Origin of the sequence: Arthrobacter sp. 1088 (assembly GCF_031455315.1) — a bacterium.
GTDB lineage: Bacteria > Actinomycetota > Actinomycetes > Actinomycetales > Micrococcaceae > Arthrobacter.
The window spans coordinates 176,817-197,291 of record NZ_JAVDSM010000010.1 but is presented as its reverse complement, the minus strand read 5'-3'; the positions used below and the strand labels follow the sequence as shown (position 1 = coordinate 197,291).

Below are 20,475 nucleotides of genomic sequence, written 5' to 3'. Positions count from 1 at the left end.
CTCCTTTGTCGCTCGGTGTGCTGTGCCGGTCAGACCGGATTGGGCCGGGATAGAAGGTCGTTGGTGCGGGCCACGAAGCCGTCCCACCCCTCAGCTGCTTTGGTGCGTCCCAGAAGTACGTTCTGGATGTACTCGGCAAAATAGTTTTGCCAGTCCGAGCCGGATCCGCTGAACCAGGCCTCGGGATCGTAGTTGATGATGTCCGCCGCGTTGGCGTAGTGGATCTGGGGCGTGAGCTCCCCGTAGGCCGGCGATTGAACCACAGGCTGGTATGCCGGGATGTGGCCTGCCTCAGCCCATAACAGCGAACCCTTGAGGATGTCGCTGACGAACTTATATGCGTCTTTACGCTTCTCTTCATCCACCACGAGTTGCCGCGGAAGGACGAAGGAATGCGAGTCGGCGTAGGAAGCCGGTGTCCCGTAAAGGGTGGGGATGGTGGCAGCGTCGACAGGCAGTTTCGCTTTCTTCATGGTGGGTAGTTCCCAGCCGCCGCTGAAGACCATTCCCGAGTCGCCCCGGACAAACTCTGCGATGCCGGTATTGATGTCATTGCCCTTGGCTGCGATGGTGTCATCAAAGAGGGAGGCCATGAATTCCAGTGACTCTATGGCAGCGTCCCGATCAGCCTGCATGGGTTGGCCGGGAGTCAGCACAATTTCCGCGCCGTGCTGCTTGTACAGGGTGTAGAACAGCCGCCACATCTGCGCGCCGAGGTTCAGGTATCCAAGGGAAAGACCGTGGGCCTTGGTGACTTTTTGCATCTCCAGTGCCATGGCCTTGAATGCGTCCGGTGAATTCACCTCCTGCAAGAGGCCGTTGCTTTCCAGGAGACCCGCTTTGCCGGCTATGTCCGTGTTATAGAACATGATGAACGGGTGCGAGTCCAGCGCCAGGGAGAAGACCTTTCCGTCTTGCTGGCCCTTTTCCCAGATGCGCGGCGCGAAGTTCTCCGGCGTGATGCCATTCTCCGCGAGCAGCCCCAGATCCCAGGGCTCAATGAGGCCGCCCGGGGCATATCCGGGAACTCGGCTGGCGTGCATAATGGCTACCTCTGGAGGCCGGCCCCCGGCAGATGCCATGGCCAGCTTGGTGTAATAGGGCGGGCCCCATGCCAACACGGTGGGGTGCACCTTGAAACCGGGATTGGCTTGGTTGGCATTGGCGATCATCGCTTGCATCTTGGTACCGTCGCCGCCGGACAAGAGATGCCAGAAGCCGATCTCCCTGACTTCGCCGGCTTGGGCCGCGCCTCCACAGCCTGTGAGGCTGGTGGCCAGAAGCCCGCCGCCGAGGAGGGCCGATCCAGTCAATAACTGTCTCCGGGTCAACTGTTTCCCGGTCAATGATTCAAACTGCTTCACCCGTAACTCCTTTGGAAGGGTGGCTGAAAAGGACACAACTGCTGCGCAAAATCCGGCTTCGGTGCATCCCCACTGCCGGGTAAAGGGTGGCCCGGGGGTGACGCGGCTCTCACATTACATCGTTGTAATAGGGGAGGCAAGAGAAAATTGTTAGCGCGAACAGTTTAATGTTGAAGGCCTCTTCAGCGGCTGCTGTCCCGCTCCACAATGCTGTAGTCAACGGTGACAACACGTTGCCCCTGGCCCCTGTCCGCCATTCGCTCGGTGAGGAGGCGCAGGGCTTCGGTGGCGATGGTTCGTTTATCGAAAGACACCGTGGTCAGGGAGGGAACCGCGTAGCGCCCATCCATGACGTCGTCGAAACCAGCCACCGCTATATCGTCAGGAACACGGACGCCCTTTTTCCACAGCGCATTGAGGGCGCCAATGGCCAGCGAATCCGTGAAGCAGAACAACGCCTCAGGCAGCGGGTTGGATTCCAGGTAATGCATCAGGGATTCGGCGGCGGAGCCAGGAGTCCATTGACCGCAGGAGATCAGCAAGGATTCATCCAGCGGAATCCCCAACTCCGCAAGCGCAGCCTCGTAACCCTGTCTCCGTTGGATCGAGGTGGCAGACTGCCTGGTCTTGTTGATACCCAGCACGGCGATGCGCCGGCGTCCGGGCTTGGCCAGGGCAAGCGTCATATCGCGCGCCGCCGCGAAACTGTCCACGTAAACCCGGTCCGCAAGCTCCTGGGTCACTTCGCCCAACAGGACCACAGGAGGCAAAGCCACCCCAACCTTCACGGCACTTTCATCCAGCACCACAGGGTTGAGAATCAGGCCGTCAATGAGGTTGGAGCGCGCTCGGGTCATCAGCTCATGCTCGCGCTGCGGATCCGAACCTGTTTCCTCGATCTGGACGCTCCAGCCCTGCTCATGGGCTACTTCCACAATGTTCTGGGCTATCTCAGCCGAGAACGGGGTGGCCAGATCCGGCAAGGCCAGCGCGATTACACCCGAGCGGCCGTTGCGGAGTCCGCGCGCAGAAAGGTTGGGCACGTAGTCGAGCTCCTGCATTGCTTGCTCAACCCTGAGCCGCGTTGGAGCGCTGACCGGCACGATTCCGTTCATGACGTTCGAGACGGTTTTCGGCGATACTCCCGCGCGGCGCGCCACATCCTTGACCGTTGCCCGCAACAGTCCCCCTCATGAATTTAGTGTCCGGTTCACACGATGTTACGCGAGTCTGCGTATACCTCATGCGCCGGGGACGGGCGGGTTCCAACGACGGTCACAACCGATTTGCTATGAGCACACATCGTAAATGGCCAGCTCGGGGATGACTGGTGCGGGTAAACGCGGCACTCCTTCAGCCGCCCGCTCAGCGTTCAGCCTGCGGGCAGTTCTCATCCGTCAACGACGGACATCGGTAGGCCGCCCCCATGCACGGTAGGGGCGATGCTGTCCAGCTGCCAGCCGTCCCCAGATATCCGGAATGCCGCGATCTGCGGCAGCGAGTAGCCCGATGGGATGCTGGTCGGCCCATTCGCTGTCGAGGATTGGTGTTCCTCGGTCAATTCCTTGAACCGGACGCTTGCCTCCGAACCGGTCACCTCGACCGACTCCACCGTTACCTTCGTCGAAAAGGACGTGTACCAGAAGCCCATTGACTTGAATCCGGCCTTTGACCGAGCCACCACTTCGAGGTCCCGGTCGCGCTTGGACCGGTAGGCCGCCGTCATCTGCCCCTCGGCAAGGCGCGGGGCGGGGGGAGTGTCGAGGACTGTGCCGTTTCGATCCTCGACCGCAGCCTGGATGATGGCCGCGAGCTCGGACGACGACGGGCCTGGCACGGATTCGGACGACCCCACTGCGGGCGGCCCGGCGGCCGGCTGGCACCAGGCGAGGGCGAACCCGAGCACAGCCACCACGGTGACCGTGTACGGCGAGTACTTCACCGTGCTCCCCCTTGCCCTGGATGTCAACACAGCCTGCCGCGCCGAACCCACCCCAGTCAATGGGGCCCAATGACGGCCCTGTCCTCCGCAAAGATTCTCCGCAGGCGGTCCGCTACGCTCCCCCCCAACTCGTATGACGGCGGTCCGGACCCTGCCCCGGATTCATGCAGACCACGGTGAGTTAACGGATACAACGAATTAACCTCTCAGGCTCTTGACCGGGACGGGTCGCGCCCTTAGAGTTTTCTGATATATGAGTCATATGTCACACGTCGCCGACCTCGATTCCAGGTTTTGATCCCGATGGGTCGGCGCGAGGGTGCCGGTAACGACGGCCTTGGCATATGCATCTCGAAGAGCAGTGATACATGACGACGCCGAAATCATCTCGCGTCCTGCGGCCGTACCGGCTGGCATCGAGCCAGCCGGTATCGTCCACCGGGCGCTAAGGGCTGCGGCTGTCCGAGCATCTAAGCAACGGCGCTCTGGTGCCGTCAGCGGTCTGCGCTGAACCAGAAGGGAACAAATCTCAATGATCCATCCGACCAGGACGACGGCCTCCGTCGACACCCCCATACCAAAAGAGACCAGCTCCAAGTTCAAACGCCGCTTCATGGTGCGGCTTGTCGCGGTCTTCATCGGCGGGATGTTCCTCGACGGCTACATTCTCGGAATTATCGGCCCCGTCACCGGACTCATGCGGTCAGATCTCCAGCTCGACGCACTATCGCTGGGCATGATCGCCGCAGGTCCGCTGGTTGGTATCTTCGTCGGCTCCCCGCTGGCCGGCTGGGCTACTGACAAGTTCGGACGCAAACCCATGTTCCTCGTGGACATGGGCCTGTTCCTGTTCGCCTCAGCAGCCCAGTTCTTCATAACCTCCGGGGACGGGGCCGTGATCCAGCTTGCCGCCATCCGGTTCCTCATGGGCGTCGCCATCGGTGGCGAATACTCAATCGGTGGGCCGTTGCTATCAGAGTTCTCCCCTCCGAAGCTCCGCGGGCGATTGCTCGGGCTGACCTTGGTCGCCTGGTACGTCGGTTTCATGATGGCATTCATCATCGGCACGCTCCTGCACGACGCCGGCACCCCCTGGCGCCTGGTACTCGGCACGAGCACGATACTCGCACTCGTCCTGTTCCTCGCCCGCATGGGCCTCCCCGAATCGCCGAGCTGGCTTATTACGAAGGGCCGGCATCAGGAAGCACTCGCGATCGCACGCAGATACGTCGAATCGCCCCAGATGCACGACAGCATCACCGGAGAGATGGATCTGAGGATGATCCAGGAGGCCGAAGCCGCGAAGAGCGGGACCAAAATCAAGAACGCCTCCTTCGGAATGCTGTTCTCGAGGCAGAACTGGCGCGCCACCGTCTTCACTGCAGGTTTTTGGTTCTGCGCGGTCACTCCGTACTTCGCAATCGCGACCTTCGCCGACGAGGTGCTCAACCAATTCGGCTTCGGCGGCGGCTGGGCCGGTGGAGTCGGCCTGTCCGCACTTGCGGTCGCGGGCGTTGTTACCAGCGTTCTTTTGATTGACAAGCTCGGTCGCCGAATCCTCACTGTGCCCGGGCAGTGGCTCTGCGCGGGCATCCTGCTGGTCATCGGAGTCTGGGCGGACGCACCAGCAATCCTCGTGCTCGTCCTGTTTCTCGCCTTCTCCTTCTTCAATGCCGGCTACACCACAATGACCCAGGTCTATCCGGCCGAGGTATTCCCCGGCCACCTGCGTGGCGTCGGCATGGGCTTCGCCGCGTCCTTCAGCCGCATCGGAGCCGCACTCGGCACCTTCGCCCTGCCCTGGGCGATCGCCAACATCGGCATGGGCGCAACCATGGTCGTAGCCGCCGCCGTCGCATTACTCGGCGCAGCCCTCTCGCAATGGCTCGCGCCTGAGACCAAGGGGCGCACCCTCGCGGAGATCTCAGCAGACTTCTCCCACTGACACCTGGACTGCGCGGTGACCTGGAGCAGGAGCTAGGAGCCATCATTCTTTTCCTGGTTGGGTAGGCGTGCCTACAGCACAGCTGTAGGCACGCCTACCGTCCATTCAGACCCAGCCCCCAGGTTCGGGATACACGTACACAAGCTGGCAGGACTTGGTGACACATCACTGTAAAGTGTCTATATGCCCAGGATCACGGCCGCCACGAACGCTGCCCAACGCGCCGAGACCCAACGCCGTATTCTGACCGCCTTCGGTGAACTCCTCTTCACCCACGGGCTGCCCGGCCTCACCATGACCGACGTCGCGCGCCACGCAGGCGTTGGCCGCACCGCCGTTTACAACTACTACGCAGACATGGAGCAGTTGCTCATCGCGTACGCGCTGGATGAAACCGAGCGCTTCATCGTGGACCTTCGGGATTCGCTGGCAGCCCTTGAAAACCCAGTGGACAGGCTGGCCCTCTACGTCCGCGCCCAGGTGGAGGACCTCAGCCGCCGCCACCTACCGCCAGGCCCAGCGATGGCCGCCGTTCTTTCCCCGGCCTCGTTCGCGAAGCTCGCGGACCACGTGGGCGAGCTCAACGTCCTCCTCCAGGACATCCTCACTGACGGCGTCCAGCAGGGCTACCTCCCGGACACTGATGTCGCCCAGTTGGCGCGGCTCATTCACGGCACACTGTCTGCCAGTGCAGCACGACGCAACCGAACGCCCGACGGCGGGACTCCCCCGCCTGCCCCAGCCTCCGACGTCGAGCCCCAGACAGCGCAAACGGTTCGATTCATCCAACTGGGTGCGGGAGCGCAGTTCGACGAAGCGGGCAAGCCCGTCCGCCTGGATGCACTGACGCTATAACTACCAGGCCTGCGACCTACTGCGCGGGGCGGGTGGGGATGATCGGCCACCGGGAGTTGTCCGCGATTCTCAGGTCCTCGCGCGGACAGCTGAGTTTGCCTGGAGTCTGGTCCACGAGTTGCGGTTCAACCAAGCCCTGAAAGCCCCGGGTGAGGACCACGTCCACTGATTCGTCTTCGCGGTTGTCCTGGAAGTAATCCGTTCCGGCCAAATTCCGCTGGACGTTGAATGCGGCTGCCTGGCCCTTGACTCCCGAGACCACCACCCCGATTCCCGAGTACGCGGTGTCGCTGTTGTCCACGGAAAGGACCTTGTACCCCCGTGCTGTGAACTCGTCGGCGACAGTATTGGCCAGCCCTGCCCGCGAGGTGGCATTGAAGACGTTGATGTTCACGGTTTCGTTCGGCACGTAGTCGAATGTAGTGGTGGGGCACAGGCTGGTTGGCGCTTTGCTGGCGATCGCCGTGGGAATCCTGATGACACCATTCATGATGGCCCAGGCACCAACTGCTCCGGCTGCTATGACGCCTACCAGCAGGACAAGGACAATGGCGTGGAAGACGCGGCGCCGGAAGCGGCTGCGTTGGGCACGGGCGTCCTCGGCGAACGTGGCGCGAAGCTCAGGTCCGGTCACCACATGGTGCCCGTGCAACTGCGTCACATCTTTGGGACGCTTGCCCTGCCTAGCCATCGATTACCAATACGCGTGCGTGAATGGCCGTCCTCTGGTGGAGCGCGGTACGGACTGCCCGATGGAGCCCATCTTCGAGGTACAGCACGCCCTGGTACTGGACCACGTGCGGGAACAAATCCCCAAAAAATGTTGAATCTTCTGCGAGCAATGCCTCCAGATCCAGGGTGCGCTTGGTGGTAACAAGTTCATCGAGGCGAACGGGCCGCGGTGGAAGGGCAGCCCAGTCACGCGGCGCGGAATATCCATGGTCAGGGTACGGGCGTCCCTCGCCCACAGCTTTGAAGATCACCCTGCAAGCCTATGGAAGATGCTGCGCTAACGGAACTTGTGACCCCCGGCACACGCAGGTTGTGGCCAAACGGTGACTATCCGACGTCAGGCGTCATAGCTGTGATGCACACCTCGGGGACTGACAGAATAGGGGCATGACTCAATCGCTCCAAGGTACCGACCGGACCGCTGCCCACACGGCCCCAGCCCTCGCGCTGCTGCTGGACGTCGACGGCCCCATCGCCAGCCCTGTAACGCGCGACGTCAAGCCGGATATCATCGCGGACCTCGTGGCGCTGGCTTCGGCCGGCATCCCCGTCATCTTCAACACGGGCCGCTCGGACGCGTTCATCAGCGAACAGGTCATGGGGCCGATGATCGAGGCCGGCATGCCGGCCGGTACCATCATCCACGCCATCTGCGAGAAGGGCGCCGTCTGGTTCAGCTACACAGCTGCCGGCCCCGGACCCATCCACGTGGACCACGAGCTCGCCGTGCCCAAGGCCTACGGGGATGACATCCGCAGGCTCGTCGCCGAGGACTACTCCGCGCACATGTTCTTCGATGAGACCAAGCGCGCCATGGTCTCCGTTGAGCAGCACCTTGACGTGGCCAGCGAAGATTACCTGGCCGAGCAAAAACTCTTCGACGCAGACGCCCTGAACATCATGGGCCGCCACGGCCTCAACGCAGCCATCCTGGACCACCACGCCCCGGAGTCCGATGACACAGTGGACTACCGCCTGGACCCCACCATTATTTCCACGGACATCGAATCCGTCCGCTTGGGCAAGGACCTTGGCGCCAGCCGGGCAGTGGAAATGTTGGCCGCGCAGGGAATCACCCCGCTCTCCTGGCGCACCGTGGGTGATTCCCGTACGGACTACGCCATGGCAGACTGGCTTCACCACAACGACCACGATGTGAAGCACGTGGACGTCCGGCCCGCAGACGGCGTTCCGGTGAAGCCTTACACCATTCTTACCGCCGCCGACCTCGAGCTGGCGGACGACGTCATTCACGACGACGCCGGCGGAGCCTTCCTGCGCAGCTGGCGCGAGGCCCTCGCCATCTAGACTCCCGCATTCCCCAGAAACGACTCACAACAGTACGGAGAAAAGCCATCACGCAAGCACAGGTCGATCCGATTTACCACGGCAGCCCCACCGTAGAGGAAGATGCGATCGCCGAGGCGGTCTCACCTGCCGTCGTTGCCCACCTGAAGCACAGGTCCGACGTCGTCCGTCACCGCGGGCGGTACGCCCTCCTTAACGGTGACCTCACGCCTCAACAGGCAATGGTTGCGGACCTGCTGGCCATCCGCGCCGCTTTGGACGCCGCCGGCGTGGACTTCATCCTGGTGCGTGGCAATGACGAAAGGCCGGTCATCGCCGTCGACTGGGAGTCGCGCAAGGACGTTCGCGAGGCACTGGTTGCTGCCTTCCGCAATGAGCCGTTCTACTCCATGACTGTCGATGCCAAGAAGAAAACCTCGGTCCTGGTTGCAGACGGCGAACTCTCGGCCAACCGGAAAGCACGGATCTTCCGCCTGTACCGGCCCAGGGTGGAACTCGGCGGCGGCCTTTGGTACGGCCCTGCCCTCGGTGTCCAGTTGGAACTGTGGAGGTTCGAAGGCGACCACCTTGAACTCCCCGTGGAGAATTCCCTGACCCGGCGCACCATGCTGCGCCAGGACGCCGTTCGCGGTACCGTGCAGCGCCATGGCCTCACTTGGCCGACCATCGAGAACATGTTCGCGGACCATGCCAGCGACATCGACTTCGACATCGACATCGTCTTCTCGTGGGTGGACGGCAGCGACCCCGAATACATCGCCAGGAGGCGCGCCCAGCAGGCCGGGGCTGTCCTCGGCGAGGGCGATGACCATGAGGCACGCTTCCGGCAGATCAACGAGCTGAAGTATGCACTGCGCTCGGTCCACATGTTCGCACCGTGGGTGCGCCGGATCTTCATTGCCACCGATTCGCCCACACCGGCATGGCTTGCCGACCACCCCTCGGTCACGATCGTGCGCAGCGAAGAGTTCTTCGCCGATCCGTCAGTACTGCCCACCCACAACTCGCAAGCAGTGGAGTGCCAGCTGCACCACATCGAGGGATTGTCCGAACACTTCCTCTACTCCAACGACGACATGTTCTTCGGCAGGCCCGTTGGCCCGGACATGTTCTTCACGCCCGGCGGAATCACCAAGTTCATCGAGGCTGACACCCGGATTGGGCTCGGCGAGAACGATGCCGAACGCAGTGGCTTCGAAAACGCTGCACGCGTCAACCGCAAGCTGCTGTGGGAACGCTTCGGACGGATCACCACCAGGCACCTGGAACACACGGCCGCTCCCCTGCGCCGGAGCGTGGTGGCACAGATGGAGCACGAATTCCCGGCTGAGTTCTCCAAGACCGCGGCCAGCCGCTTCCGCGCTGCGGACAACATCTCAGTAACCAACTCGTTCTACCACTACTACGCGCTGCTCACCGGCAAGGCCGTAACCCAGACCAACGCCAAGGTCCGCTACGTCGATACAACGCAGTGGTCCGGACTGCACTACCTTCCAAAGCTGCTGGCCAAACGGCACATGGATCTCTTCTGCCTCAACGATGGCAGCTTCCCGGAGGTTGAAGCGGACGAACGTGCGGAGCTGGTAACCGACTTCCTGGAGAAATACTTCCCCGTCAAAGCCCCCTGGGAGAAATAAAAAGCCTGGGTCAGTCCCGGTTGTTCGACTGGGAGACGAGTTCCTGCGACGCCGGGACTGGTACCCGCCGCGAACGGCTCGGAATCCGGATGCCGGCTTCCGAGAGGCGGCGCTGCACTTCGGCAGCGTCCACCGGCTCGCCAACAGTTACGCCACCGGACATGGGAACCACCGAATGCACGATCGTGTGTTCGTAGACGTGGACCATGTTGTAGGACTGGGCACCGTCCCGGCCCCGCTGTCCTCCGGCGCGCACGCCGAGGTCCTGCGTGTAGCACGTCGCCGAGGCGACTGATACCGGGATGCCGGCGAAGCCCGCTGTCGTGGAGTAATGCAGATGACCGGCCAGGATGGTACGGACATCGGAATTGCGGACGACGGCGGCCAGGGCGGCTTGGCCGCGCAACTCCACCAACACTGCGAGGTCCTGGACGCACGGGACCGGCGGGTGATGCAGGGCGAGGATAGTGCCGTCCGGGGCGGGGGTGGCCAACTCTGCTGCCAGCCACTGAAGCTGCGATTCGGACAACTCGCCATAGTGGTATCCGGGGACCGTGGTGTCCAGGGTAATGATCCGGAGCCCGTTGACGAAGTAGCTGCGGTCCACAGGGTCCTCCGGCCGGCTCGCTACGGAGGCGTCCAGGAAGGCCGAGCGGAAGTTCGCGCGGTTGTCGTGGTTGCCCATCGCCCAAATGGCCTTCGCTCCGAGCGCATCGCACACCGGCTCAATCATTTCCCGGAGACGTTTGTAGGCTTGGAACTCGCCCTTGTCCGCAAGGTCTCCGGTGAAAATGATGGCCTCTGGCTTGATCCTGGAGGCAATGATCTGATCGCAGATCTCCTGGAGCCTTGCAGCGCTGTCCACAGAACCGTGGAGCGTGCCTGGGCCGGCCACCAGGTGAAGATCACTCAAGTGCAAAAGCACATGACCTGGTTTGGGGTACTCGGCCTCGATGAGCTCCATAGCTGCCTTAGCGTTTGGTGGGAGACGGTGTCCCCCGTGTCATTCCAGTACTGCCAATCCAACCAGACAACAAGCCAACAACAGGCTAACTGCCGGCGGAATGTTGGAAAATTACTTTCTCCCTTCGAAGGTATTGATGCTTATGACAAGGCCTTTTCAAGCGCGTCAACCAATTCCTGCGCGTCAGGTTCCACGCTTGAGGGAAACCTTGCAACCAGCTCGCCGTCACGGTTTATGACGAACTTCTCAAAGTTCCACTTGATCTTGACCGGCTGCCCGGACTCGTCCCTGGTCAGCTCGGCGAATAGCGGATGCTGCTCTTTACCCAGCACGTTGGCCTTGCTGGTGAGCGGGAACGAGACGCCAAAGTTGCGTTCGCAGAATTCGGCGATTTCCTCGTCGGCTCCGGGCTCCTGGCCACCGAATTGGTTGCAAGGGACGCCAAGGACTTCAAGGCCCTCCTCGCGGTACTTTCCGTAGAGCTCCTCAAGGCCGGCGTACTGGCGGGTGTAGCCGCATTTGGAAGCTACATTCACCACCAGGACGGCTTTTCCTTCAAAGCGTCCGAAGTCTGCTTCAGAGCCATCGTTGAAGGTGAGGGGAATGCTGTAAAGAGTTCTCATGTGATCGCTTCCTGACGACGTCGTCTGGCGGGATTGCCGCGATCGAGCTTACGGGGAGCTGCCCAAGCCCTGAAACGTAGGGGTACCTACACTCGCCGGCTTATGACGTGGGAAGGATGAGCGAAGACAACGGCACGATTACGCCGTCCGGCCGCTGGACCATGTCCGGGCCAACGAGGATATATCCAGGCGGAAGCACCACTGCCGGAGGCGTTGATGGAAGCACAGCCACAGGGCTGGGCGCCGGAACAGGAGCCGCCGGAACGGGAGCCACGGGCTCCACGGTTTGAGTAACCGCCACCGGGGCGGGAGCAACCACCACGGGCTCGGGTGCGACAACCACAGGCGCTGGCTCAACCACCACGGGTGCCGGCGCAACAGCCACGGGTTCCGGCGCAGGGGCTACCGGAGCAGGAGCCGGATCGGCGGGTGCCGCTGAAGCGACGGGCGCCACGGGCTCGACGACGGCGGGTGCGGTGGCCGTGTTGGGGACCGCAGGCGACGTGCTGGGTGCTGTAGTCGTCGTGCCTGGCGTCGTTGTGGTGGACGTCGGCGTTGTGGATGTTGCCGTGGGCGTCGGTGTGGAAGTCGCCGTCGGACTTGGCGTCGCTGTAGCCGTAGGCGTTGCCGTAGCCGTAGGAGTTGGTGTGACAGTCTGCGTCGGCGTCGAGGTAGCCGGTGGCGTCTGCGTGGATGGTGGCGTTTGCGTGGCAGGCGGCGTAGTGCCCGAAGTGGCGGGCGGCGTAGTGCCCGAAGTGCTCGGCTGTGTGGTCACCGGCGGAGCAACGGCCTCTTCGTCGTCGCCACCGATGACGGCCCGGTTGGTGCTATCCGACACCGGCACGGCCCACTGCGGCGAGGCAGAGACGCCTGTTCCAACTCCAGGCTGGTAGTTAACCATGGTGATGTTCTGCAGCGGATCGATCTGCCGTAGGGGCAGATAGATCCAGCCGTTGGGGTTGGTGTGCAAGCCGTTCACGATCGTCTCAAAGTGCAGGTGACACCCAGTGGACCATCCGGTGGTCCCTACCTCGGCGATGACTTCTCCGACGCGCACGGACTGGCCCTGCGTCACACCAATCGCTTGAAGGTGGTTGTAGGTTGTGACCAGGCCGTTGCCGTGTTCGATTTCAACACGGTTGCCGCCACCCCAAAGGTGCCAACCGACGGCCCTGACAACCCCGGCGTCGGCGGCGTAGACGCGCGTGCCGCATGCGGCGGCGTAATCCTGGCCCCAGTGGAACTCGCCGGGCAGCCCAGTGATGGGGCTGTAGCGGTAGCCGTATGGAGAACTCGGATTCAAGACTTCAAGCGGCGCGTAAAGGCTGCCGGCTGGTGGACGCGACAAGCCGGACGAAGCAACGGTCAGGCCGGATGATCCGTCCTTGGCCACGGTCCGGACAAGTGCGCGGTCGAAGTAGACCATGGGCGTGCCGGCCTCTTGGGTCGGCGGCTCGGGCATGGTGTCGATCACTGTGGTTTCGGCTTCCGGCGGCACAAGGCTGCCAAGCGAGAAAGGTCCAACGACGCCCTGCGCCACAGAACCATCCACAGAGCCGGTAGAGACGGAATTTAGGGGTTGGAAACCAAAAGCGAAAAAGGCTGCGGCTGCCAGGATTCCGGCGATGAGCATTCGACGAAAACCGTCGGTGCGCACCAAGTCTACGTATCGGTCAGATTCACTATGCTTGCCCACAAGAACACTCCCCAAAGCCAGCGGCACCAAACCCCAGCCTGGCGTGCAAGCACCATTGTTGCGGGAATCAATATGAAAATAAAGGCTTTCCGGCCCCAGTAAAGCGCAGGGTTTCCTCAGTTTTTGCTCAAGTGATCTTGAGGTTCGGGGATGACTCCCTACCCGAGGTTTTCCTCGAGCAGTGCACGGTGTTCCACCGCAGCAGATTCATGCAGGGCGCGGCCGGCGTCTGTGAGCTCCAGATACAGGGAGCGACGATCATCGGCACACGTTTGGCGGGAAACCAGGCCTGCTTTTTCGAGCCTGTCCACCACCTTGGACACAGCGCTTTGGGTCATGGGCGTGCGCTCCCCCAAGGCCTTCATACGGCAAGCGGCGTCCGTGCTTTCAGCGACGAGGTCCAGAATTTCGAATTCATTCAGGCCGATGTCGAACTTGGCTTCCAGGGCGCGGTCAATGGCTCCTGCGGTACGGAAGTAGGAGTCCTGAATGCTGCGCCACTGCTCAACAAGCTGGCGATCACGCGTCGTTGCCATGCCCTGATTCTAGTCCATCCCGCCTTTAGAATCCACGTCATAATATTCCGCGTCATATTCCTTGTCATTCAATGACGCGTCATATAGCTTGGATGCATGACATCACCCACCACCCTTCAAAGATCCGCCGAACCCGTGCTTTCAGCCGTCCGTTGGACGCGCGCCCAGTGGCTCCTGCTGATGGTTGTGTGCACCGTCCTCGCCCTGGACGGGCTGGATGTTTCCATGGTTGGCGTGGCCCTGCCTTCGATCGGACAGGAACTCAACCTCGGAACCGATTCGCTCCAGTGGATCGTGTCCGCCTACGTCCTGGGGTACGGAAGCCTCCTGCTCCTGGGCGGCCGGCTCGCGGACCTGTTGGGCCGTCGTCGTATATTCCTCATCGCCTTGGCGGTGTTCGCCGCAGCCTCACTGCTGGGTGGCCTGGTGGACGATCCCGCAATCCTGATCGCTACCAGGTTCGTCAAGGGCCTCGCCGCAGCGTTCACCGCGCCAACAGGTTTCTCCATCATCACTACCAACTTTGCCGAGGGCCGCGAGCGCAACAAGGCCCTGTCCATCTTCACCACGTTCGGCGCCAGCGGCTTCTCGCTGGGCCTTGTGGTCGGAGGCCTGATGACCAGCCTGAGCTGGCGGTGGACGTTCCTGGTGTCCGTGCCGATCGCCGTCGCCGTGGTCCTGCTGGGCATGAAGTTCATTCCGAAAGACAAGCCGTCTGCTGAAAACAGCGGGCACGACATCTGGGGTGCGGTGACGCTCGCGCTGGGCATGCTCGGCCTCGTCTACACGTTGGTTTCGGCACCTGAGCAGGGCTGGGGATCTGTGGCAACTATCGCCGGATTCGCAATCTCTGCAGCCGTGCTTGCAGCCTTCGCTGTGATCGAGAACAAGGTGAAGCACCCGCTGATCCGCTTCGGCATCCTCAAGGAAGGCTGGGTGGCCAGGGCCAACCTTAGCGCGGTGGGGCTTTTCGGTTCTTACTTGAGCTTCCAGTTCATCGTCACCATGTTCCTGCAGTCGGTGCTCGGTTGGACGCCTTTGGGCATGGCTTTGGCCCTGCTGCCCGCCGGGCTGCTGGTGGCCACCAGCGCACCCTTTGCTGACCGGCTGATCGAGAAATTCGGCGCCACGCAGCTGATCCTCACCGGTCTCACGGCCCTTGGATTGGGCTACGTCCTGTTCCTCCGGGTGGGCACCACGCCCAACTACGCCCTGGACATCCTGCCCTCGGTAATCCTGCTGGGCATCGGCTTCGCCCTGGCCTTCCCGTCCATCAACGTCCAGGCCACAACCGGCATCAAGGACTCCGAGCAAGGCCTGGCTGCCGGTTTGATCCAGACCAGCACGCAGGTGGGAGCCGCACTGGTCCTGGCAGTCACCACCGCTTTGGTGAGCGGGCACGGACAGGCGGCCGGAACCGTCAGCGCCCAAGCCATGCTGGAACAGTACCGTCCGGGCCTGATCCTGAGTGCCGCCGTCGCCATCGCGGCCCTCCTGGTGGCAGCAGCACCGTCAAGGCGCCGCGCCCGCGTTTAGTCCGCGCACCCCCCGGCCCTCATGGCGTTGCCATGGGGGCCGGGCCAGTACACAAATTGCTCTGTACAGGTTCCGCGAAGAGCGGTCTCATGGGATGCATGAGGAATTACCTCACCGAGTACAGATACGACCTGCAACGCACGTTCACGGGAACATCCGGAACCCCACCTGCGTGGGTGCCGCGCCTTGCAGAAGGGAACGACGCCGGATATCACCTTCCCGGCTCGGCCGTCTGGGCTGTGCATGGCTCCATGGCCACCATCGTGGCCGGAATCCGGGTCTTGCTGATGCAGTCCTTGCACCCCGGCGCGCTTGCGGGTGTTTACGAGCACTCCGGCTTCAAGGAAGATCCGCTGGGGCGGCTGGCCAGTACCGTGCGCTGGATCTTCACCGTCACGTATGGCTCCAAGGAAGCCGCTGAGGCAGCAACCTACCGTGTCCGGAAGATCCACGAACATGTCCGGGGAAGCTACGTGGACGGAACTGGCGCCCACCGCAACTATTCCGCCAATGATCCCGAACTCCTCCGCTGGGTCCACGTCACGTATGCGGATTCCTTCCTCAGGGCCAACCACATCTGGGGCCGCCCGATACCCGGCGGCCCGGATGCCTACGTCCGCGAATGGGCCCAGGCTGGCCGGCTCATGGGAGTGGAAGATCCACCGGTCACCGAAGCCCAGGTGCGCCAGGAACTGGAAGCCTGGTATGCCTCCGGGATCTTGCGCTCGGATGAGCGGCTGGCAGAAACCATCGCCTTCATACGCCGTCCGCCCCTAAGCCCGCTGCTTCAGCCGGGCTACCGGATCCTGTTCGCTGCCGCCGTCGCAAGCCTTGAACCCAAGTACCGGAACATGTTGGATCTGCGACCCGCCCGCTTGGGTCCCATCCCACTGCCTGCCATCACCGCCGCCCGTGTTGTTCTATCCATGGTCCGGCTGGCCCTGGGTTCACACGGTCCCAGCGAACTCGCAGCTCGGCGCCGGCTGCAAAGGCTGGGATATGCGGTGTGAGACCCGCCCTCGAAAGTAGCCCAAAAGAGGCCCGCACACAGCTGCGGGCTTCTTTTTTCGGTCAATTGTTTCTTAATGCAATACAACCGTTGACTAGTGAGCAACCTCACAGTTACAGTTACGGCACCCCAAACGGCCGAACGACGGCCGGTGTACCTGACTTTCGAATGCTTTGATGAAGGGCGTGCGCAACCCGCCGCCCCCAAGCTTCGGGAGCCTTCTTCACGATGTAACCCCAGCACACGCCCGTCTCCCCCATGGCCCGTCTCCTTGAAGCGAGCCTGGACGTTGGCGTACATGAGAGGCAATGCGAGCCATGACAGATTTCCGTTCCCACGTTTTTGACCGCAGGCAGATCCTCAAGGCAGCGGCACTGACGCCGTTTGCCGGACTGGCACTATCCGGCTGCAGTTCCAAGCCAGCCGAAAGTGCCGCCGCCAACAAGACCGTCACGGTCACTTCCTACGGTGGTTCCTACAACGACCAGTTCACGCAGACCATCCTGGATCCCTTTTCGAAACAGACAGGTATCCAACCGACTCTCTTGGCCAACACGAGCTTGGCTTCCCTCAAAGCGCAGGTGCAGTCCGGCGATGTGCAGTGGGACCTGGTGGAAATCACAGCACCGGAGTATGAAACGGCCGTTGCCGAAGGACTGCTGGAAAAGTTCGACTACGACATCATCAGCGACAAGGGTCTTCCCGGCTACGCCAAGGCGGAGTACGGCATCAAGTACCTGAGCTTCCTTTTCGTCATGGCATGGGACCAGAACGCCATTCCGGATGCGCAGGCGCCCAAGGATTGGGCGCAATTCTTCGACCAGGACAAGTACAACGGCAAGCGCTCCGTCTACAACCAGCTATCCGACAGCTCCGTGCTGGAAGCCGCGCTGCTGGCTGACGGCGTGCCGTTCGACAAGATGTACCCCCTTGACGTTGACCGGGCTCTGCGGGTCTTGGGCCACCATCCCGGAAAAGATCGTCTTCTTTATCACTCGGCCAACCAGGAACCCATCCAGCAGCTCACGTCAGGAGAAGTCGCACTGTCAACGAGCTTCAACAACCGGGTCAACGCTGCGCGCAAGGACGGGGCCAAACTGAACTTCTCCGCCGAGAACGCCGTATTGGCCGGCGACTATTTTGTGGTCCCCAAGGGCGCAAAGAACAAGGAAGCCGCTTTCAAACTCATGAACTTCATGTCCAACGACGCCGAAGCCGGAGCTGCCTTCGACACGGTTACGAACTTGACCCTGGCGAACACGCCTGCGCTGTCCAAGCTGCCCAAGGAAGTGGCGGACACACTTCCCACCAGCCCACTGCTTGCGGACAAGATCCTCATCCGGGATGACAAATGGTGGTCCCAGAACCTGAAGAAGACCGAGCAGCAGTTCAAGCTGTGGCAGGCCAGCTGACATGAGCGCCATAACTTCTCAAAGAATCCAGGCGAAAGGCCGCGGGACTCCGACGCCGGACGAAGCGAAGCCGCGCCGGAGAAGGAGCGGATGGTGGCTGCTGCTGGCGCCAGTTCTTGCATTCGACGTCGTACTGTTCCTCACGCCGCTCGGGAAGCTGGTTGGCTCAAGCTTTTCCGGCAACGCCTATCAGCGGGTACTTGAGGATCCCCTGGTACTTCGTTCGCTGGCGAACACGCTTACCATCAGCCTGGCATCCACCCTGGTGACCGTTGGACTTGGCTATGTCATTGCCCTTGTCCTCTGGCGTTCCGGGAACATCCTGCGGGTAGTCCTCTTCGCCGTCGTATTGTTGCCCTTCTGGACCGGCATCCTGGTGAAGAACTTCGCGTGGGCGGTGCTCCTGCAGGACAACGGCATCATCAACGCCTTCCTGCAAGGCATTGGCCTGACGGACGCACCCATCGAGTTGCTCCACAACCGATTCGCGGTGATCGTCGGCATGGTTCACTGCCTGCTGCCCTACGCCGTCTTTCCGATCTTTTCTTCACTGATGTCCATCGACGACCGCCTTGGACTCGCGGCACGGTCGCTCGGCGCCAGGGAAGGATCCGTGTTCCGTCACATCACCCTTCCGCTTAGCACTCCGGGCGTCTCGGCAGCAGGCCTCCTGGTCTTCATCATGAGCACAGGCTTCTTCATCACCCCGGTGGTCATGGGTGGGCCAGGCGACATGATGATCGCCAACCAGATCGACTACTACGCCCGGCAGTTGACCGACTTCCCAGGCGCCGCAGCCCTGGCCGTGATCCTTACAGCGCTGGTCAGTATCCTCGTGGCGATATACCAGCGGGTCCTCAAGGCCGGAGGCCACCATGAAGACAACTAATCCACAACACCGTTTGATTCCCCTGCTTTCTTTGCCGGTCTTCCTGTTCCTGGTGATTCCGACCCTCATCGTGGTTCCCGTGGCGCTCAATGACAGCCGCTACATCACGTTCCCACCCGAAGGTTTGTCCTTCGCGGCGGTGGCCGGCTTCTTCGCCGACACCGCATGGACGTCGGCATTGGCCGCCAGTCTCCAGTCAGCGGGTATTGCCGTGGTGATCGGCGTAGCTATTGGTTCTACGGCGGCCATCGCCCTTCATGGCCGCACGTTTCCCGGGAAGTCGGCTGTGATGGGACTGATACTGGCCCCCATGATCGTGCCCACCGTGGTGCTTGCCCTTGCCTTCTACCAGTTCTTCATCTCGGTTGGCATGGTGGGCAGCATCATTCCCATCGGCCTGGCGCACGCCGTCATCGCCACGCCCTACGTGTACCTCACAACGCGTGCCAGCCTTGCCGGGCTCAACCCTGCCCTGGTGCGGTCGGCCCAAAGCCTCGGCGCGGGGACGCTGTCCGTGTTCCGGCATGTATATCTCCCCGTTATCCTCCCGGGCCTGGTCTCCGGAGCGCTATTCGCCTTCTCGGTATCGATCGATGAAACCGTGATGTCGCTGTTCATGCAGTCCCCCAGCGCCACCACCTTGCCGGTGAAGATGTTCACCGACATCCAGTTCAACCTGACTCCCAAGATCGCCGTCTCCTCCGCGCTGTTGGTAACAGTTGCGACCATCGGGCTGCTCCTGCAGGTCATGTTCGTCCTCAAGCGCCGATCGATCTCCCGGATGGTGCCCCTCGCAGTGTCCGCCCAAACGTAAAGGAACAATGATGACCACATCAATGACTTCCACCGCCACCCCTCCAGACGCAGCCACGCAAACGAAGGGACTTCTTGAGCTCAGGCAGGTCCGCAAAAGCTATGGTGGGTTCGTCGCAGTCGACCAGTTGGACCTGACTGTCCAGCCCGGCGAATTTGTCACCCTCCTCGGGCCCAGCGGATCGGGCAAAACCACCACCATGATGATGGTGGCCGGGTTCGAAGAACATACCTCCGGCTCCGTCATGATTGACGGGCAGCCCGTAGACACGCTCCCCCCAAGGGACCGGAACCTGGGCGTCGTTTTCCAGAATTACGCCCTCTTCCCGCACATGACCGCCCTCGAAAACGTGGAATTCGCGCTCCGCATGAGAAAGGTGCCGGCGTCGGAACGGCGCCAGCGGGCCAACGAAGCACTCAAGCGTGTGGGGCTTGGCGCCTTGGGTGACCGCAAGCCACGGCAGCTGTCCGGAGGCCAGCAGCAGCGCGTTGCGCTCGCCCGGGCCCTGGTGTTCAACCCCGCGGCACTTCTCCTGGATGAGCCCATGGCAGCGCTGGACAAGCGGCTCCGCGAACAGATGCAGGAGGAGATCAAAACCCTTCAGAAGAGCCTGGGCATCTCTGTGCTGTTCGTTACCCATGACCAGGAAGAAGCAATGGCAATGTCGGACAGGATCGTGGTGATGAAAGACGGCCGGATTGTCCAATCAGGACCGCCGGACGAGGTCTACAACCACCCCCTTACCGACTGGGTTGCCGGCTTCCTTGGCGACACCAACCTGATTCCGTGCACAGTACTGGAGCGCAACGGCAAGGAGGCCACCGTGGATTTGGGTGGTTTGGGAATCGCACGCGTGAGGGACCAGGGCGCTATGGGTGCGGACTACGCAGTATCGATCCGACCGGAACACCTGAAGCTCAGTTCAACGCCGCCTGTGGATGGGGGCTGCGGAGCTGTTATTACATCGTCCACCAACCTTGGCGCCACCGTCCGTCATCGGCTCACTGCTGGAGGCCATGAATTGATGCTGCGGGAGATGAGCCCGGAGTCCGGCACGCGGTCGGCAACGGACAGTCTTTGGGTTGGTTGGGACCCGGACATGGCACAGTTGTTGGTCCTGGAATCCTGAGGCGTCAACGAAGACAGCCAGGCAGGACGTCGTTATGGACGTCCTGCCTGGCTGTCTGTGCAACTCCGGCCTGTCTTGGTGGGA

At 62.0% G+C, this 20,475-nt stretch carries 19 protein-coding genes; 10 read left to right on the top strand and 9 right to left on the bottom strand.

Annotated features, from left to right (window positions below):
- Positions 1–29: 29 nt before the first annotated feature.
- From J2Y41_RS17030 to J2Y41_RS17020, 3 genes are all read right to left on the bottom strand, one after another.
- Entirely contained in the window at positions 30–1,364 is a 1,335-nt protein-coding gene (locus J2Y41_RS17030) for an extracellular solute-binding protein (RefSeq protein ID WP_309930199.1), read from the bottom strand.
- A 182-nt stretch (positions 1,365–1,546) separates the two neighbouring features.
- Complete coding sequence (locus J2Y41_RS17025; protein WP_224166349.1) at positions 1,547–2,545, bottom strand: LacI family DNA-binding transcriptional regulator; 999 nt, start codon at positions 2,543–2,545, stop codon at positions 1,547–1,549.
- Positions 2,546–2,754: 209 nt separating this feature from the next.
- The gene (locus tag J2Y41_RS17020) at positions 2,755–3,306 is read right to left on the bottom strand and encodes a hypothetical protein (protein WP_224166348.1); all 552 of its coding nucleotides are present in this window, start codon (positions 3,304–3,306) and stop codon (positions 2,755–2,757) included.
- A gap of 532 nt (positions 3,307–3,838) precedes the next feature.
- Between J2Y41_RS17020 and J2Y41_RS17015 the strand changes: the two genes are divergently transcribed.
- Both J2Y41_RS17015 and J2Y41_RS17010 read left to right on the top strand, forming a co-directional pair.
- Positions 3,839–5,251 carry an MFS transporter gene (locus J2Y41_RS17015; protein WP_224166347.1) on the top strand — a complete coding sequence of 471 codons (1,413 nt, stop codon included), beginning with the start codon at positions 3,839–3,841 and terminating at the stop codon, positions 5,249–5,251.
- Between the two features lie 183 nt (positions 5,252–5,434).
- Entirely contained in the window at positions 5,435–6,106 is a 672-nt protein-coding gene (locus J2Y41_RS17010) for a TetR/AcrR family transcriptional regulator (RefSeq protein WP_224166346.1), read from the top strand.
- Positions 6,107–6,122: 16 nt separating this feature from the next.
- On the opposite strand, the gene J2Y41_RS17005 is transcribed toward J2Y41_RS17010, so the two are convergent.
- The gene (locus J2Y41_RS17005; RefSeq protein WP_224166345.1) at positions 6,123–6,767 is read right to left on the bottom strand and encodes a LytR C-terminal domain-containing protein; all 645 of its coding nucleotides are present in this window, start codon (positions 6,765–6,767) and stop codon (positions 6,123–6,125) included.
- Positions 6,768–6,789: 22 nt separating this feature from the next.
- Positions 6,790–7,089, bottom strand: coding sequence for a type II toxin-antitoxin system VapB family antitoxin (locus J2Y41_RS17000; RefSeq protein ID WP_062069994.1), 300 nt, complete (start codon positions 7,087–7,089; stop codon positions 6,790–6,792).
- Between the two features lie 136 nt (positions 7,090–7,225).
- On the opposite strand from J2Y41_RS17000, the gene J2Y41_RS16995 reads away from it, so the two are divergent.
- Together J2Y41_RS16995 and J2Y41_RS16990 are read left to right on the top strand one after the other, a co-directional pair.
- Positions 7,226–8,146, top strand: coding sequence for a hypothetical protein (locus J2Y41_RS16995; protein WP_224166344.1), 921 nt, complete (start codon positions 7,226–7,228; stop codon positions 8,144–8,146).
- Positions 8,147–8,193: 47 nt separating this feature from the next.
- Entirely contained in the window at positions 8,194–9,783 is a 1,590-nt protein-coding gene (locus tag J2Y41_RS16990; RefSeq protein ID WP_396133557.1) for a stealth family protein, read from the top strand.
- 10 nt (positions 9,784–9,793) lie between these two features.
- On the opposite strand, the gene J2Y41_RS16985 is transcribed toward J2Y41_RS16990, so the two are convergent.
- From J2Y41_RS16985 to J2Y41_RS16970, 4 genes are all read right to left on the bottom strand, one after another.
- Positions 9,794–10,747, bottom strand: coding sequence for a phosphodiesterase (locus J2Y41_RS16985; protein WP_224166343.1), 954 nt, complete (start codon positions 10,745–10,747; stop codon positions 9,794–9,796).
- Positions 10,748–10,887: 140 nt separating this feature from the next.
- Entirely contained in the window at positions 10,888–11,370 is a 483-nt protein-coding gene (locus tag J2Y41_RS16980; RefSeq protein WP_309930193.1) for a glutathione peroxidase, read from the bottom strand.
- Positions 11,371–11,470: 100 nt separating this feature from the next.
- Positions 11,471–13,027 (bottom strand): M23 family metallopeptidase, encoded by a 1,557-nt coding sequence (locus J2Y41_RS16975; RefSeq protein WP_309930188.1) that lies wholly within the window; start codon positions 13,025–13,027, stop codon positions 11,471–11,473.
- A gap of 197 nt (positions 13,028–13,224) precedes the next feature.
- Positions 13,225–13,602: a MarR family transcriptional regulator gene (locus J2Y41_RS16970; protein WP_309930186.1), complete on the bottom strand. Its 378-nt coding sequence runs from the start codon at positions 13,600–13,602 to the stop codon at positions 13,225–13,227.
- A gap of 96 nt (positions 13,603–13,698) precedes the next feature.
- On the opposite strand from J2Y41_RS16970, the gene J2Y41_RS16965 reads away from it, so the two are divergent.
- The 6 genes from J2Y41_RS16965 to J2Y41_RS16940 all read left to right on the top strand — a co-directional run bounded on the left by J2Y41_RS16965 (position 13,699) and on the right by J2Y41_RS16940 (position 20,391).
- Positions 13,699–15,138 (top strand): MFS transporter, encoded by a 1,440-nt coding sequence (locus J2Y41_RS16965; protein ID WP_224166341.1) that lies wholly within the window; start codon positions 13,699–13,701, stop codon positions 15,136–15,138.
- A gap of 89 nt (positions 15,139–15,227) precedes the next feature.
- Entirely contained in the window at positions 15,228–16,148 is a 921-nt protein-coding gene (locus tag J2Y41_RS16960) for an oxygenase MpaB family protein (protein ID WP_224166340.1), read from the top strand.
- Positions 16,149–16,464: 316 nt separating this feature from the next.
- Complete coding sequence (locus tag J2Y41_RS16955; protein WP_224166339.1) at positions 16,465–17,559, top strand: extracellular solute-binding protein; 1,095 nt, start codon at positions 16,465–16,467, stop codon at positions 17,557–17,559.
- Position 17,560: 1 nt separating this feature from the next.
- Entirely contained in the window at positions 17,561–18,448 is an 888-nt protein-coding gene (locus J2Y41_RS16950) for an ABC transporter permease (RefSeq protein ID WP_224166338.1), read from the top strand.
- A complete protein-coding gene (locus J2Y41_RS16945; RefSeq protein WP_224094166.1) occupies positions 18,435–19,262 on the top strand; it encodes an ABC transporter permease in 828 nt (275 codons plus the stop codon). The genes J2Y41_RS16950 and J2Y41_RS16945 overlap by 14 nt, the downstream gene beginning before the upstream one ends.
- Before the next feature lie 7 nt (positions 19,263–19,269).
- The gene (locus J2Y41_RS16940) at positions 19,270–20,391 is read left to right on the top strand and encodes an ABC transporter ATP-binding protein (protein ID WP_309930181.1); all 1,122 of its coding nucleotides are present in this window, start codon (positions 19,270–19,272) and stop codon (positions 20,389–20,391) included.
- Positions 20,392–20,475 lie beyond the last annotated feature (84 nt).